Genomic DNA, 14,723 nt, shown 5'->3' with positions numbered 1-14,723 from the left:
CACGCACGCGCAGACCACCGCGGCGATGCCGAGACCGATCGTGAGCGTCGCGACGTTGCCGAGCCCGGGGAAGTGGTTCTGCAGCACGCTGATCGCCGACAGCGCGACCATTGCGCCGATCATCAGCACATCGCCGTGCGCGAAGTTGATGATGCCCAGAATGCCGTACACCATCGTGTAACCCAACGCGATGATGGCGTACACACTGCCGAGCACCAGCCCGTTGAGGATCTGCTGGACGAAGATATCCATTTAAAGCTCCTTGGCCCGTGCTGCCGGATGAGGCTGCGCCCCGCGGGTAAGCGAGGAATCACGTCGTCTCGGCGACACTGCGGGTACTAAAAAAGACCGGTAAGGGTGGATCGTCCCGGCGTGCGCCGCCCGGCCTGTACGGCCGGACCTGCCGCCGGAGCGGATACAAAAACGGCACCGCACTGTTCCGGTGCCGTCACGAGTCCCGTCGCTACATCGTCACGACATCGAGGACGGTTTTCTTTGCCTCCTTGAAGTCGTAGAGCGAAATCGCGCTCTCTTTCAAATCGCCGTTCGGCGTGAATGCGATGTGACCGATCACCCCGCGGTAATCGGTCGACGGCATCGCAGCCAGCACCTTGGACGCGTCAATCGAGTTCGCGCGCTTCATTGCGTCGACGTTCACGTAGACGGCGTCATACGTGAGCGGCGCATGGATCTGCACCGGCGTGTTGAAACGGTCCTCGTGCTGCTGCTCGAAGTCCGCCTCGTTGTCCATCCGCGACAGGGCGAGCCCCGCCTCCGAACAGATCAGGTTCCGCACCGCGTTGCCCGCGAGCTCGACCACCTTGTCGGTACACACGCCGTCGCCGCCAAGGATTCTTGCCTCGATGCCGAGCGCCTGCGTCTGCTTCGCAAACGGGCCGCCCGTTGCGTCCATGCCGCCGTACGTGATCACGTCGGGATGGTCGCTCTTGTTCTTCGTCAGGGTTGCGTTGAAATCCGTCGCGCGATCGCCGGTCGCTTCGCGCGCGACGATCTGTCCGCCCGCTGCCTGGACGGTCTTCGCGATAGGGTCGGGGTTGGTCGAGGACGGTGAAATCTGCACGATGCCTGCGTCGCTGTAATTTTTCGACGCCGGGATCGACGCCCCCGAATCAAGGCGCCCCGCCACTGCCACAACCCGGTCGTCGACCAGCTTCTGAGCAACTAGCGTGCCTGCCTTCGGATCGGCGGCATTGTCCTCGGCGACCCGTTCCAGCCGCACCGGATGCGCGTCGATCGTCAGGCCATGCGCGTTGATTTCCTCGATCGCCAAACGTGCCCCGTTTTCATTGTCCTTGCCGAGATGCGCAATGCTCCCCGTCAGCGGGGCGGCATGGCCGATTTTGACGACGCGCACGTCGCTGGCCGGCGGTGGCGCGGACACCGCAGCCTCCATGCCCGCCCCGTCGTCGCTCTTTTTGCTGCAGGCGGCAAGCATTGCAACCGCTGCGGCGACGGACACGGCGTAAGCCAACTTCACATGCATTAAAAGGTCTCCCGCGCCTTGCCAAAACCCGATTTCACGACCGCTCAGGCCTGAAAACGGGCGCATTGTAACTCCATTTATAGGACGCCAATATTCCTGATTCGATGGGGTTTTCCTGCATTGCAACCAATTTTGAGAGACGACCTCGATCGCGGATAGCAACCCGGTTGCACCGTCATTTGGAAGATTGGTTGCGATTGCAATCACGAGGGGCAAAAAAAAGCGCGCCCTGGGGCGCGCTTCGGTGTACCGCGAGTGGTATCCGGGTCAGTCGGCGGGAGACAGGTTCAGGCCGCGCGGCAACGGGAACGACACGTTCTCCTCGATGCCCTCGAGCGCGCGGACATTGCGCACGCCGAGTTCGCGCAGGCGCGCGATCACCGCCTGTGCGAGCACCTCGGGCGCCGACGCGCCGGCCGTCACGCCGATGCGGCGCTTGCCGGCGACCCATGCGGGATCGATCTGCTCGGGCGCGTCGACCATGTACGCGGCGACGCCGCGCTTCTCGGCCACCTCTCGCAGGCGGCTCGAATTCGAGCTGTTCGGACTCCCGACGACGATCACGACATCGCACTGCGGCGTCATGAACTTCACCGCGTCCTGGCGGTTCTGTGTCGCGTAGCAGATGTCCTGCTTCTTCGGCTCGCGGATCTTCGGGTACTTCGCCTTCAGCGCGGCGATGATTTCAGCCGCGTCGTCGACCGACAGCGTCGTCTGCGTAACGAGCGCGATGCGCTCCGGATCGGCGAGCGCGAGCTTCTGCACATCCTCGACGCTCTCGACGAGATGCATGCCGCGTTCGACCTGCCCCATCGTCCCCTCGACTTCCGGGTGCCCCTTGTGCCCGATCATCACGATGTCGACACCATCCTGGCGCATCTTTGCCACTTCGACGTGCACCTTCGTGACGAGCGGACACGTCGCATCATAGATGCGCAGGCCACGCACGCCGGCCTCGTCGCGCACGGCCTTCGACACGCCGTGCGCGCTGAAGATCACGGTGTTGCCGGCCGGCACTTCCTCGAGCTCCTCGACGAAGATTGCGCCCTTCTTCTTCAGATCCTCGACCACGTACTTGTTGTGAACGATCTCGTGGCGCACGTAGATCGGCGCGCCATGCATCGCGATCGCGCGCTCGACGATCTCGATCGCGCGATCGACGCCCGCGCAGAAGCCGCGCGGCTGCGCCAGCAGGATTTCGGCGTCGGCTGCGACAGTCTGTCCGGACAGCGTATCGGTGGTGCTCATGATTACAGGATCCCGATGATTTTCACTTCGAACGTGAGCGCTTGGCCCGCGAGCGGATGATTGAAGTCGAACAACGCGGAGGTCTCGCCGATTTCCTTCAGCACCCCTGCATATCGGCCGCCGTCCGGCGCGTTGAACTCGATCAGGTCGCCCGGCGTGAAATCGTCGCCGACCATCCCGTTTTCGCGCAGCGTCGAGAGCGTCACGCGCTGGAGCATGTCGGGATTTCGGGGCCCGAACGCCTGCTCGGGCGCTAGCTGAAAAGTCGAATGGTCACCCACCCGGAGCCCGACGAGAATCTGTTCCAGCGAGGGCGCCAGCTGTCCCGCGCCGAGCAGCAGCGTGGCGGGTTTGTCGGAGAAGGTGTTGACGATGTCGGCGCCGTCGGCGAGGGCCAACCGGTAGTGCAGCGTGACGTGCGAACCGGGCTTCACTTCGGATAGATCGATAAGGCTCATGAATGACTCGTTCAGTCGGCGCCCGTAACGGCCGGAAGGCCCAGCGCAAAACTCGTATTGTAAGTCACCTGCGCGCGCAAGGCGGAAAGTGCGACGACGGCGCGCAGGCCGGCCTGCCGCAATGGAGCATCAACGATGACGCAACAATTATTGTCTTTTCCCGAATGCCGGGACGACCCCGGGCCTGTGCCCGTGTCCGTCCCGCCCGTTCGGCGCAAGCGCTACGCCCCGCGCACCAAGGAAACCGGGCTGCCGCGCGAACGGCTGCTCACGCGCGGACCCGCCGCGCTGTCCGACGACGAGCTGATCGCGCTGCTGCTCGGCACCGGCGTGCCCGGCCACAACGTGTTCGACAACGCCCGCGCGCTGCTCGCGCAGTTCGGCAACTCGCTGCGCGGGCTGCTCGATGCGACACCGGACGATTTCCGCGGCCGCCCCGGCATCGGCGATGCCCGCATCGCGCTGCTCTCCGCGGTCGCCGAGCTCGGGCGGCGCGCGCTCGCCGAGAAGGCGCGCGAGCGGCTGCTGATCGATTCGCCCGGCGCGGTCGAGGATTTTCTGCGGCTCAAGATCGGCACACGTCCCTATGAAGTGTTCGTCACGCTGTATCTCGACGCTCGCCATCACCTGATCGACATCGAGGAAAGCGCGCGCGGCTCGCTCACGCGGATGGCCGTCTACCCGCGCGAGATCGTGCGTCGCGCGCTGTCGCTGAACGCCGCCGCGCTGATCGTCGCGCACAACCACCCGTCCGGCGCCGTGCAGCCGAGCGCGGAAGACCGGCGCCTGACCCGCGTGCTGCGCGATGCGCTCGCGCTGATCGACGTGCGGCTGCTTGACCACATCGTCGTCGGCACGAGTGACACATTCTCGTTCGCGGGCGCCGGTTGGCTGTAGACTGTGCACCCCGGCGAACCGTCCGGGCCCGATGCAACGGTGAAGCGAAATTGCGTTTGATTTTTCTGAGCTTTTTCTGCTAGAATCGCCGTCTGTCTTTTTTCCAACCAGTTCTAGCCATCGAAGGGCCTTGTCTGTTAAGGGCTTGGGCGTTCTGAGTGCAGCTATGGATCACGTGGCTGCTCGATGAGAACCTTCACCGGCGATCGAACCCCGAATTTAGCGTATTAGGAGTGCTCTCATGGCACGCGTATGCCAAGTAACTGGGAAAGCGCCGATGAGCGGCAACAACGTTTCCCACGCCAACAACAAGACGAAGCGTCGCTTCCTGCCGAACCTGCAAAACCGCCGGTTCTGGGTGGAAAGCGAAAACCGTTGGGTGCGCCTGCGTGTTTCGAACGCCGGCCTGCGCCTGATCGACAAGAACGGCATCGATTCCGTGCTCGCTGACCTGCGCGCACGCGGCGAAGCCTAAGCCCAAGGAGCACAATCATGGCAAAAGGCGCACGCGACAAGATCAAGCTCGAGTCGACCGCTGGCACGGGTCACTTCTACACGACCACGAAGAACAAGCGCAACATGCCGGAAAAGATGGCGATCATGAAGTTCGATCCCGTCGCCCGCAAGCATGTTGAGTACAAGGAAACCAAGATCAAGTAATCTCCTGGTTCCTGCCAGCCTGACGACGACCAGAAAGCCCCGCAATCGCGGGGCTTTTTGTTTTGGCGCGCACGCTCGAGCCCGACGCGGTATGCTCTCCCCTTTCCGCGGTTTTGCCGCCGGAACACACAAGATCAAGAGTGCAATGACGGAGATGCAGCAATGAAATTCGACGTGGCGATCGTCGGCAGTGGCCTGGCAGGCCTGTCGGTCGCGCTCAATCTGGCCAGCACGCGGCGCGTCGCGCTGATTGCAAAGCGTTCGATGATGGAGGGCGCGAGCGACAACGCGCAAGGCGGCATCGCCGCGGTGCTCGACTCCGCGGACAGCATCGAGAACCATGTCGACGACACGCTGGTCGCCGGCGGCGGCCTGTGCGACGAGGGCGCGACCCGCTACATCGTCGAGCACGGCCGCGAAGCGATCGAATGGCTGATCTCGCAGGGCGTGCCGTTCACGAAGGACGATGCCGCCGAGCTCGGCTTTCACCTGACCCGCGAGGGCGGCCACAGCCACCGGCGCATCATCCACGCCGCCGACGCGACCGGCCACGCGGTGCTCGCGACGCTGTCCGAACGCGCGCGCCAGCACCCGAACATCACGTTCTTCGAAAACCACCACGCGATCGACCTGATCACGTCGGACCGGCTCGGCCTGCCCGGCCGCCGCTGCCACGGCCTGTATGCGCTCGACGTCGAGAACGATCGCACGATCACGATCGAGGCGCCGCACACGGTGCTCGCCACCGGCGGCGCAGGCAAGGTCTACCTGTACACGACGAACCCCGACACCGCGACCGGCGACGGTATCGCGATGGCGTGGCGCGCGGGCTGCCGGGTCGCGAACATGGAATTCATCCAGTTCCACCCGACCTGCCTGTTCCATCCGTATGCGAAATCGTTCCTGATTTCCGAAGCCGTGCGCGGCGAAGGCGGCCTGCTGAAGCTGCCGGACGGCACCCGCTTCATGCCGGCGCACGATCCGCGCGCGGAGCTGGCGCCGCGCGACATCGTCGCGCGCGCGATCGACTTCGAGATCAAGAAGCGCGGGATCGACTGCGTATATCTCGATATCAGCCATCAGCCGGAGACGTTCCTGCGCGAGCATTTCCCGATGATCCACGCGCGCTGCCTCGAATTCGGGATCGACATCGCGAAAGAGCCGATCCCGGTCGTGCCGGCCGCGCACTACACGTGCGGCGGCGTCGTCACCGATCTCGCGGGCCGCACCGACCTCGCCGGCCTGTATGCGGTCGGCGAGACGTCGTACACGGGGCTGCACGGCGCGAACCGCCTCGCGAGCAACTCGCTGCTCGAATGCCTCGTGATCGGCCGCGCGGCCGCCGACGCGATCGAAACGGCCGGCTTCGACGCCGAGTCGCCGGGCACGCTGCCCGCGTGGGACGAGAGCCGCGTGTCGGACGCGGACGAGGAAGTCGTCGTCGCGCACAACTGGGACGAATTGCGGCGCCTGATGTGGAACTATGTCGGCATCGTGCGCACGGACAAGCGCCTCGAGCGCGCGCGGCACCGGCTGTCGCTTTTGCGCGACGAGATCCAGGAGTATTACGCGAACTTCCGCGTGACCCGCGACCTGCTCGAGCTGCGCAACCTCGTCGATGTCGCGACGCTGATCGTCAAGAGCGCCCAGTCGCGCCGCGAAAGCCGCGGCCTGCATTTCAGCCGCGACTGGCCGCATGCGCTGCCGAAGGCGTTGCCGAGCGTGCTGATGCCGAAGGCGCGCCGCTGACGCGGCACGCTGCACGGCGCAACGCTATGCAGCGCGCAAGAAGAAAAGCCGTTTGCGCTTACACGCCAACGGCTTTTTTGTCTGCGGATTGCTTCGCGGTGCGATCAGTCGACGATCCGCATCGAATAATCGGTCGCGCGCACGTCCTTCGTCAGCGCACCGATCGAGATCCGGTCGACGCCGGTTTCGGCAATCGCGCGCACCGTATCGAAATTGACGCCGCCCGACACCTCGAGCACCGCTTTGCCGTCCGCCACGCGCACCGCTTCGCGCATCATGTCGAGCGTGAAGTTGTCGAGCAGCACCGACTGCGCGCGGTGCACGAGCGCCGTGCCGAGCTGCGCGAGCGTCTCGACCTCGACCTGCACCGGTACGCCCGCGTTCAGCGCGAACGCCGCGTCGAGCGCCTCGCCGACGCCGCCCGCGGCCGCGATGTGGTTTTCCTTGATCAGGATGCCGTCGTACAGCGCGAGGCGCTGGTTTGCCCCGCCGCCGACCCGCACCGCGTATTTCTGCGCGAGCCGCAGGCCCGGCAGCGTCTTGCGCGTATCGAGAATCTTCGCGCGCGTGCCGTCGATCCGGTCGACATAGCGCCGCGTCGCGGTCGCGACACCCGACAGCAATTGCAGGAAATTGAGCCCGTTGCGCTCGGCGGTCAGCAGCGCGCGGGCCGGCCCCTCGAGTTCGCAGACGGTCGAATCAGCCGTCATACGATCGCCTTCGCGGTAATGCCAGCGCACGTCGATCGCCGGATCGATCCGGCGCATCACCGTATCGAACCATGGCACGCCGCACAGCACGGCTTCTTCGCGCACGATGATGCGCGCACGGCGGCGCTCGTCCGCCGGCACGAGCCGCCCGGTCTGGTCGCCCGAACCGACGTCCTCCGCAATCGCATCGGCGACGTTGCGCGCGAGCGCGTCGTCGAACGCAGCGCCGTATTGCTCGCGAATCGTTTCGTACAGCGGGGATACGGCGCTATTCGTCATGCCGCCCCCACGTTCGCGAACAGTCGCTGGTCGCGCTGCAGGTCGCCGCTCGCCTGCACGCGCTTCTTGTGGGCGGCCGCGAAATCGAGCATCCGGTCGATCGGCAGGCGCGCACGCTCGCCGATCGCGGGATCGATGAAGATTTCGTTGTGGCCGCGCTCGAGCACGTCCGCGAGGTTCGCGAGGCCGTTCATCGCCATCCACGGGCAATGCGCGCAGCTCTTGCAGGTCGCGCTGTTGCCGGCCGTCGGCGCCGCGATGAAGGTCTTGCCGGGCGCGGCCAGCTGCATCTTGTGCAGGATGCCGAGATCGGTCGCGACGATGAAGCGCGTCGCATCGAGCTTGACCGCGGCATCGATCAGCTGCGTCGTCGAGCCGACGACGTCGGCCTGCGCGACGACGTTCTCCGGCGACTCCGGATGGACCAGCACCTTCGCGTCCGGATACTCGGCGCGCAGCAGGTCCAGCTCGATGCCCTTGAATTCGTCGTGCACGAGGCACGAACCCTGCCACAGCAGCATGTCCGCGCCGGTTTTCTTCTGGATGTAGCTGCCGAGATGACGGTCCGGCGCCCAGATGATCTTCTCGCCGCGCGCGTGCAGGTCGGCGATGATCTCGAGGCCGATCGACGACGTGACCATCCAGTCCGCACGCGCCTTCACGGCGGCGCTGGTGTTCGCATAGACGACCACGGTACGGTCCGGGTGCGCATCGCAGAATGCGGAGAACTCGTCGACCGGGCAGCCGAGGTCGAGCGAACAGGTCGCGTCGAGGTCCGGCATCAGGATCCGCTTGTTCGGGCTCAGGATCTTCGCGGTCTCGCCCATGAAGCGCACCCCGGCGACGACGAGCGTCTGCGCGTCGTGGTCGCGGCCGAAGCGGGCCATTTCGAGCGAATCGGCGACGCAGCCGCCGGTTTCGTCAGCGAGCTCCTGCAATTCGGCGTCCACGTAATAGTGCGCGACCAGCACCGCCTTCTCGCGCACAAGCAACGCCTTGATGCGCGCCTTCAGCGCAGCGCGTTCCTCGGGGGACGGCGTCTCGGGCACCTTCGCCCATGCCTGTCCGACGCCGCAGACTGCCCCTGCAGCAACCGGTCGGTCGTACTCGACGGGTTTGATCGTCGATTGCATCTCCATATCTCCTGTGTCGATCAGAGCAAGCACTTCAGCGCTTGCTTTGATCCCTTGCAAAGCTCGACCGGAGTCAGCGCCATCGCGCTTGCTCCGGTTCCGTGCAAAACCCGGTCCCGCTGATCGCCGCCGCAGAAACGGTCGGCCCAAAAGAAAAAACCCCGCCAACGCGGGGTTTGTGACGTCCTGAGATTCTAATCGATTTCGAATCAGGCGTAGCGGCGCAGGCGCGTCGCAAATTCCTGCAACGCCTTGATGCCGCTTTGTTCGGCGCGATGGCACCAATCCTGCAATTGCGCGAGCAGCTGTTCGCGCGACGCGGTCGAACGATCCCAGATCGCGGCCAGTTCCTGGCGCAGCTGGAAGTACGTCTGCAGCTTCTGGCTGTTCGCGAAGATCTCCGGCAGCAGCTTCTTCTTCTGCTCGTCGAGGCCGTCCTCGTCCTTGTGGAACCACTTGCGCGCGCCGCGCATCAGCTGGTACTTGTCGCTCGAACCGAGCTCCTTCAGACGCACGAGCTCCTGGCGGTACGCACGCTTGACGGCCTTGCCGTAACGCGCCATCACCTCGTAGCGGTTCGACAGCACGGCCTGCAGCGTTTCCTGGTCGAGCACCGTCTTCGGCTTGTTCAGGCGCGGCGTCGGCGCGACCTTCTTCACCTTCGCGAGACCGAACGCGGACATGATGCGGATGTACATCCAGCCGATGTCGAACTCGTACCACTTGTTCGACAGCTTCGCGGACGTCGCGAACGTGTGGTGGTTGTTGTGCAGTTCCTCGCCGCCGATCACGATGCCCCACGGGAACAGGTTCGTGCTCGCATCGGCCGAGTTGAAGTTGCGGTAGCCCCAGAAGTGGCCGAAGCCGTTGACGACGCCGGCCGCCCAGAACGGGATCCAGGCCATCTGCACGGCCCAAACCGTCAGGCCGATCACGCCGAACAGCGCGACGTCGATCACCATCATCAGGCTGATGCCAAGGATCGGGTACTTCGTGTAGACGTTGCGCTCCATCCAGTCGTTCGGCGTGCCGTGGCTGAACTTGCGCATCGTTTCTTCGTTCTTCGCTTCCGCGCGATACAGCTCGGCGCCCTCGAGGAACACCTTCCAGATGCCGCGCGTCTGCGGGCTGTGCGGATCTTCCTCGGTTTCGCACTTCGCATGGTGCTTGCGGTGGATGGCCGCCCACTGCCCCGTCAGCATGCCGGTCGTCATCCACAGCCAGAAGCGGAAGAAGTGGCTCGCGATCGGGTGCAGCTCCAGCGCGCGGTGCGCCTGGCAGCGATGCAGGTAGACCGTCACGCCGACGATCGTGACGTGCGTGACGGCGAGCGCGAACAGCACGATCTGCCACCACGAAAAGCGCAGGAGCCCGTGGGAAAGAAAGTCGAGCAGGGAATTCAACAAGGCAGTTACCTGTGGTGTGAGCGACGCCGGTCATCCACCGACGTCAGAAAAATGAAAGCATACCGCGTAACAGACAGAAATTTTACTGCAATCGTTCCAAGTCTTTGTAAAAAATGAATATTTCTTGCCTTGGAGCAACGCAGGAAGTCCACCGGCGGACTCCGCGGCGCCGGCGCTCCGCTTCTGGCCGGCATTACATGACGGGGTGCCCGGCCGCGCGGGCGCCGTCTGCCGGCCGCGCGGCGGCGAAGCCGTCCGGCAGGCCGACGACGCGCACTTCGCGCTGCGGGAACGGGATCGAGATCCCGTGCTCGGAAAAGAGCCGCCAGATGTTGCGATTCACCGCCGAGCGCACGCCGGACGTGCCCTTTGCGGAATCCTCGATCCAGAAGCCGAGCTCGAGATCGATGCCGTCCGCGCCGAAATTCACCAGATACGGCGTCGGCGCGGGCTCCGCGAGCACGCGGGGCACGTCTTTCGCCGCGTCGGCGAGCACCGCGAGCGCGCGCTCGACGTCGCTCGTGTACGCGACCTGCACCGCGACCTTCGCGTAGCCGCGCGTCAGGTACGACGACTGGTTCTGCACGACGTCGGTGATCAGCTTCTCATTCGGGATCAGCGTCTCGTTGCCGTCGAGGCCGCGCACGACCGTATAGCGCGTGCGGATCTGCGTGACGACGCCCTGCAGCCCGCCGACGCTGATCGCGTCGCCGAGCCGCAGCGACCGGTCGAGCAGGATGATGAAGCCCGACACGTAGTTGCTGGCGATCTTCTGCAGGCCAAAGCCGAGCCCGACGCCGACCGCGCCACCGAACACGCCGAGCACCGTCACGTCGATGCCGACGAGCGACAGCCCGATCAGCACCGCCGCGAACACGAGCAGCGCGCGCCCGACCCGCGACAGCACGACCTTCAGGTTCGCGTCGAGCGTGCTCGCGCGCGCGAGGCGATCCTCGAGCACCGAGCCGAGCCACATCGCGACCATCAGCGTCACGCAGACCCACAGCGCGCCGGAGATCACCGACAGCAGCGTCAGGTGCGCGTTCGCGACGCGGAACTGCACGCTGTCGAGCCACTGCAGCACGTCGCGCTGGATGCCGAGCACGGTGAGCACCATCGCGGCCCACACGACGATCGACACGAGCTTCTCGACGATGGACAGCCACGCATGCGTGTGGCCGTCGCGTGCGAACACGCGCCGGGCGAAGAAGAACAGCGCGTAGATCAGCGCGATGCCGATCAGCGGCACGAGCGCGAGCGACAGCAGCGAGGTCGACATGAACGGGTCGAACGCGAGCTGCGCGACCGCCACGAGCACGCTGCCGAACAGCGGAAACAGCGCGCGCTTCAGGCTTTGCGCACCGGCGCCGGGCGTGCGCCCGGCGGCCCGGCGGCGCGCGTCGATGCGGGCGTGCACGAAACGCGCGGCCAGCCACGCGAAGCACAGCGCGCCGACCAGGATCGCCGCCTGCCAGATCATCACCGGCTGGTTGAAGTCCTGGATCACCGACGCGAGCCGGCGCGACAGCAGGCGGCTCTGCAGGTTCTGCATCATCCGTGCGGCCCGCCGTTACGCCTGCGCGCGCCGCTCGAGCACGGCGGCGAAGAAGCCGTCGGTCGCGTGACGATGCGGCCACAACGACAGGTAGTCGCCCGTCTCGAGTTCGATGCGCTGGTCGGCCAGCACCTTCTGCGCCGGCACGAGCGCGAATTCCGGATGATCGGCGAGGAACTGCTCGACGATCGCCTCGTTTTCCGCGTCGAGCACGCTGCAGGTCGCGTACACGAGCCGCCCGCCCTTCTTCACGAGACGCGCGGCGCTCGCGAGGATCGACGCCTGCTTCGGCGTGAGTTCATCGATCGACGCGCGCGACTGGCGCCACTTCAGGTCCGGGTTGCGGCGCAGCGTACCGAGGCCGCTGCACGGCGCATCGACGAGCACGCGGTCGATCTTGCCCGCGAGCCGCTTGATCTTCGCGTCGTGCTCGCTGTCGATCAGCACCGGATTCACGTTCGACAGCCCGCTGCGCGCGAGGCGCGGCTTCAGCTTCGCGAGGCGTTTTTCCGACACGTCGAACGCATAGAGGCGCCCGGTCGAACGCATCATCGCGCCGAGCGCGAGCGTCTTGCCGCCCGCCCCCGCGCAGAAATCGACGACCATCTCGCCGCGCCGCGGCGCGACGAGCGAGCACAGCAGCTGGCTGCCCTCGTCCTGCACCTCGATCTGGCCTTCCTCGAACAGCTTCAGGCGCGTGAGCGCCGGCTTGCCGACGACGCGCACGCCGTTCGGCGCGAACGGCGTCGCGCCCGCGTCGATGCCGTTCGCGCGCAGCGCGTCGATCACCTGGTCACGAGTCGACTTCAGCGCGTTCGCGCGCAGGTCGAGCGGCGCCGGGTAGTTCAGCGCCGCCGCGAGCTGCGCGAGCTCTTCGGCATCGAAGCGCGCCGCGAGCGCCTGATGGATCCAGTCCGGCAGGTTCGTGCGGATCCGCACCGGCAGGCTCGCCGGGTCGATCTTCGACACGTGCTCGAGCCACGCGGCCTCGGCGTCCGACACGAACGGCTTCAGCGCGTTGCGGCCCATCGTCTGCATCAGGCCGAGCAGCGTCAGGCGCCGCGCGGGGCTGCCCGTGCCGCTCTCGGCGAGGTGCGCAAACTCCATCTTCCTGCGCAGCACCGCGAACACGGCCTCCGCGATCACGCCGCGCTCCGCGTGCCCGAGCTTCGGGTGCGCGCGGAAGAACCGGCTCGTCGTTGCGTCAGCGGGGCCGGCGAACTTCAGCACCTCGGCCAACAGGGTCTCGGTCTGGCCGATCAGGAATCCGTGCAGCTTCATACGCCCTCGCTCGTCTTGGGTTGCGGTTCATCCGCGAAAATCCAGCGCGCCTCGTCCGGCGCCACCACCGCCCGCCCGTCCTCGAGGCGCAGACGCCCCTCGACGAACCAGCGCACCGCACGCGGATACAGTACGTGCTCGACCGTCAGCACCCGCTGCGCGAGTGCGGCCGCGTCGTCGCCCGCACGCACCGGCACCGCGCCCTGCGCGACGATCGCGCCGCTGTCCAGCTCGGGGATGACGAAATGCACGGTCGCGCCGTGCAGCGCGCAACCGGCGTCCAGCGCCGCCTGGTGCGTATGGATGCCCTTGAAGCTCGGCAGCAGCGACGGGTGGATGTTCAGCATCCGACCCTCAAACCGCTTGACGAATGCGGGCGTGAGAATCCGCATGAAGCCGGCGAGGATCACGAGATCGGGCGCGAAGCGGTCGATCTCGTCGGCAAGCGCCGCATCGAAGCTGTCGCGGCCGTCGAACGACCGGTGGTCGACCACCGCGGTCGCAATCCCGTGCGACGCGGCGAACGCAAGGCCGGCCGCATCGGGCCGGTTGGCGATCACGGCGGCAACCTCGGCGGGCCACCGCTCCTGCGCGCATGCGCGGACGATGGCTTCCATGTTGCTGCCGCGACCGGAAATCAAGATGACGATTTTTTTCATCCGCGAATTTTACCATTCGGCCTCCCGTTTCCCCCCTCCTCAGCCGCCTGCCCGCCCGAACGTTTATAATCTTCTGCTTTGCGGCATCCATCCGCCCATACCCCGACGCTGCTCCCGCTATCGTGAAAGTCTTCCGCGGCCTGCCCAACGCCGAAAGCCGCGCCCCGTGCGCGTTGACGATCGGCAACTTCGACGGTGTCCATCGCGGCCACCAGGCCCTGCTCGCGCGCGTGCGCGCGGCAGCGGACGCGCGCGGCCTGCCCGTCTGCGTGATGACCTTCGAGCCGCACCCGCGGGAATTCTTCAATCCGGCGAGCGCGCCGCCGCGCATCGCGATGCTGCGCGACAAGCTCGAGGCGCTGCGCGAGAACGGCGTCGACCGGGTGGTCGTCGAGCACTTCAACCACACGTTCGCGAGCCAGTCGCCGGAGGCGTTCGTCGAGCGCACGCTCGTGGGCGGGCTGCACACGCGCTGGGTGATGGTCGGCGACGATTTCCGCTACGGCTCGAAGCGCGCGGGCACGTTCGAGTCGCTGAAGGCGGCCGGCGAGCAGTACGGCTTCGAGGTCGAGCAGATGGGCACGGTCGCCGGCGACGACGGCACGCGGATCTCCAGCTCCGGCGTGCGCGCCGCGCTCGCGGCCGGCGATCTCGCGGCGGCCGCGCAGGCGCTCGGCCACGGCTACGCGATCAGCGGCCACGTCACGCACGGGCTGAAGCTCGGCCGCGATCTCGGCTTCCCGACGCTGAACCTGCCGATCGCGCACAAGCGGCCGGCGCTGATGGGCATCTTCGTCGTCCAGGTGCACGGCCTCGCCGACACCCCGCTGCCCGGCGTCGCAAGCCTCGGCCTGCGCCCGACCATCGTCGATTCGGGCCGCGTGCTGCTCGAAGTCCACCTGCTCGACTGGCACGGCGATGCGTACGGCAAGATCGTGCGCGTCGAATTCCTGCAAAAGCTGCGCGACGAGGCGAAATTCGACGATCTCGAAGCGCTGTCGCGCGCGATCGCGCAAGACGTCGCGAACGCGCGCGCGTATTTCGCGGCGCACGGCCATGCGCCCGGCAGCCGCGCGACCGGCTTCTCGACGTCGGCCACCGACCGAATTAGCTGACCCGGCCGGCGGCGCGATGCGCCGCACCCCGGCGCCGCCGCTGCGCGCGCATTCCCGATTCACGACGCA

General features: G+C 66.3%; 15 protein-coding genes. 5 read left to right on the top strand and 10 right to left on the bottom strand.

Annotation, left to right across the window (positions count from 1 at the left end; all coding sequences use genetic code 11):
* The 4 genes from ACV229_RS37495 to ACV229_RS37480 all read right to left on the bottom strand — a co-directional run.
* Positions 1–252: ABC transporter permease subunit (locus ACV229_RS37495; protein ID WP_448088096.1), on the bottom strand; the 252-nt coding region annotated here is incomplete at its 3' end.
* 211 nt (positions 253–463) lie between these two features.
* Complete coding sequence (locus tag ACV229_RS37490; protein ID WP_448088098.1) at positions 464–1,504, bottom strand: branched-chain amino acid ABC transporter substrate-binding protein; 1,041 nt, start codon at positions 1,502–1,504, stop codon at positions 464–466.
* A gap of 267 nt (positions 1,505–1,771) precedes the next feature.
* Positions 1,772–2,752 (bottom strand): 4-hydroxy-3-methylbut-2-enyl diphosphate reductase, encoded by a 981-nt coding sequence (gene ispH / locus ACV229_RS37485; RefSeq protein WP_448088095.1) that lies wholly within the window; start codon positions 2,750–2,752, stop codon positions 1,772–1,774.
* Positions 2,753–2,754: 2 nt separating this feature from the next.
* Entirely contained in the window at positions 2,755–3,210 is a 456-nt protein-coding gene (locus ACV229_RS37480; RefSeq protein WP_448088094.1) for an FKBP-type peptidyl-prolyl cis-trans isomerase, read from the bottom strand.
* Positions 3,211–3,345: 135 nt separating this feature from the next.
* Between ACV229_RS37480 and radC the strand changes: the two genes are divergently transcribed.
* From radC to nadB, 4 genes are all read left to right on the top strand, one after another.
* Complete coding sequence (gene radC / locus ACV229_RS37475; protein WP_448088093.1) at positions 3,346–4,107, top strand: RadC family protein; 762 nt, start codon at positions 3,346–3,348, stop codon at positions 4,105–4,107.
* A gap of 241 nt (positions 4,108–4,348) precedes the next feature.
* Positions 4,349–4,582: a 50S ribosomal protein L28 gene (rpmB, locus tag ACV229_RS37470; RefSeq protein ID WP_004186391.1), complete on the top strand. Its 234-nt coding sequence runs from the start codon at positions 4,349–4,351 to the stop codon at positions 4,580–4,582.
* Between the two features lie 17 nt (positions 4,583–4,599).
* A complete protein-coding gene (gene rpmG, locus ACV229_RS37465) occupies positions 4,600–4,767 on the top strand; it encodes a 50S ribosomal protein L33 (protein WP_448088092.1) in 168 nt (55 codons plus the stop codon).
* 162 nt (positions 4,768–4,929) lie between these two features.
* Complete coding sequence (gene nadB, locus ACV229_RS37460; RefSeq protein ID WP_448088091.1) at positions 4,930–6,516, top strand: L-aspartate oxidase; 1,587 nt, start codon at positions 4,930–4,932, stop codon at positions 6,514–6,516.
* Between the two features lie 104 nt (positions 6,517–6,620).
* On the opposite strand, the gene nadC is transcribed toward nadB, so the two are convergent.
* The 6 genes from nadC to purN form a co-directional block, all read right to left on the bottom strand.
* Entirely contained in the window at positions 6,621–7,505 is an 885-nt protein-coding gene (nadC, locus tag ACV229_RS37455; RefSeq protein ID WP_448088090.1) for a carboxylating nicotinate-nucleotide diphosphorylase, read from the bottom strand.
* Positions 7,502–8,638, bottom strand: coding sequence for a quinolinate synthase NadA (nadA, locus tag ACV229_RS37450; RefSeq protein ID WP_448088089.1), 1,137 nt, complete (start codon positions 8,636–8,638; stop codon positions 7,502–7,504). The genes nadC and nadA overlap by 4 nt, the downstream gene beginning before the upstream one ends.
* A gap of 209 nt (positions 8,639–8,847) precedes the next feature.
* Entirely contained in the window at positions 8,848–10,044 is a 1,197-nt protein-coding gene (locus tag ACV229_RS37445) for a DesA family fatty acid desaturase (RefSeq protein WP_448088088.1), read from the bottom strand.
* A gap of 193 nt (positions 10,045–10,237) precedes the next feature.
* The gene (locus ACV229_RS37440; RefSeq protein ID WP_448088097.1) at positions 10,238–11,596 is read right to left on the bottom strand and encodes a mechanosensitive ion channel family protein; all 1,359 of its coding nucleotides are present in this window, start codon (positions 11,594–11,596) and stop codon (positions 10,238–10,240) included.
* 18 nt (positions 11,597–11,614) lie between these two features.
* Positions 11,615–12,880, bottom strand: a complete 1,266-nt coding sequence (locus ACV229_RS37435; RefSeq protein WP_448088087.1) for an RsmB/NOP family class I SAM-dependent RNA methyltransferase — start codon at positions 12,878–12,880, stop codon at positions 11,615–11,617.
* On the bottom strand, positions 12,877–13,539 hold the full coding sequence (gene purN, locus ACV229_RS37430) for a phosphoribosylglycinamide formyltransferase (RefSeq protein ID WP_448088086.1): 663 nt from the start codon (positions 13,537–13,539) through the stop codon (positions 12,877–12,879). Before purN ends, ACV229_RS37435 begins: the two co-directional genes overlap by 4 nt.
* Positions 13,540–13,661: 122 nt before the next feature.
* Between purN and ACV229_RS37425 the strand changes: the two genes are divergently transcribed.
* Entirely contained in the window at positions 13,662–14,654 is a 993-nt protein-coding gene (locus tag ACV229_RS37425) for a bifunctional riboflavin kinase/FAD synthetase (RefSeq protein ID WP_448088085.1), read from the top strand.
* Positions 14,655–14,723 lie beyond the last annotated feature (69 nt).

The sequence above is a fragment of the Burkholderia sp. MR1-5-21 genome (assembly GCF_053427715.1).
The sequence above is the reverse complement of the archived record's forward strand: the minus strand, read 5'-3'. Positions and strand labels throughout refer to the sequence as shown.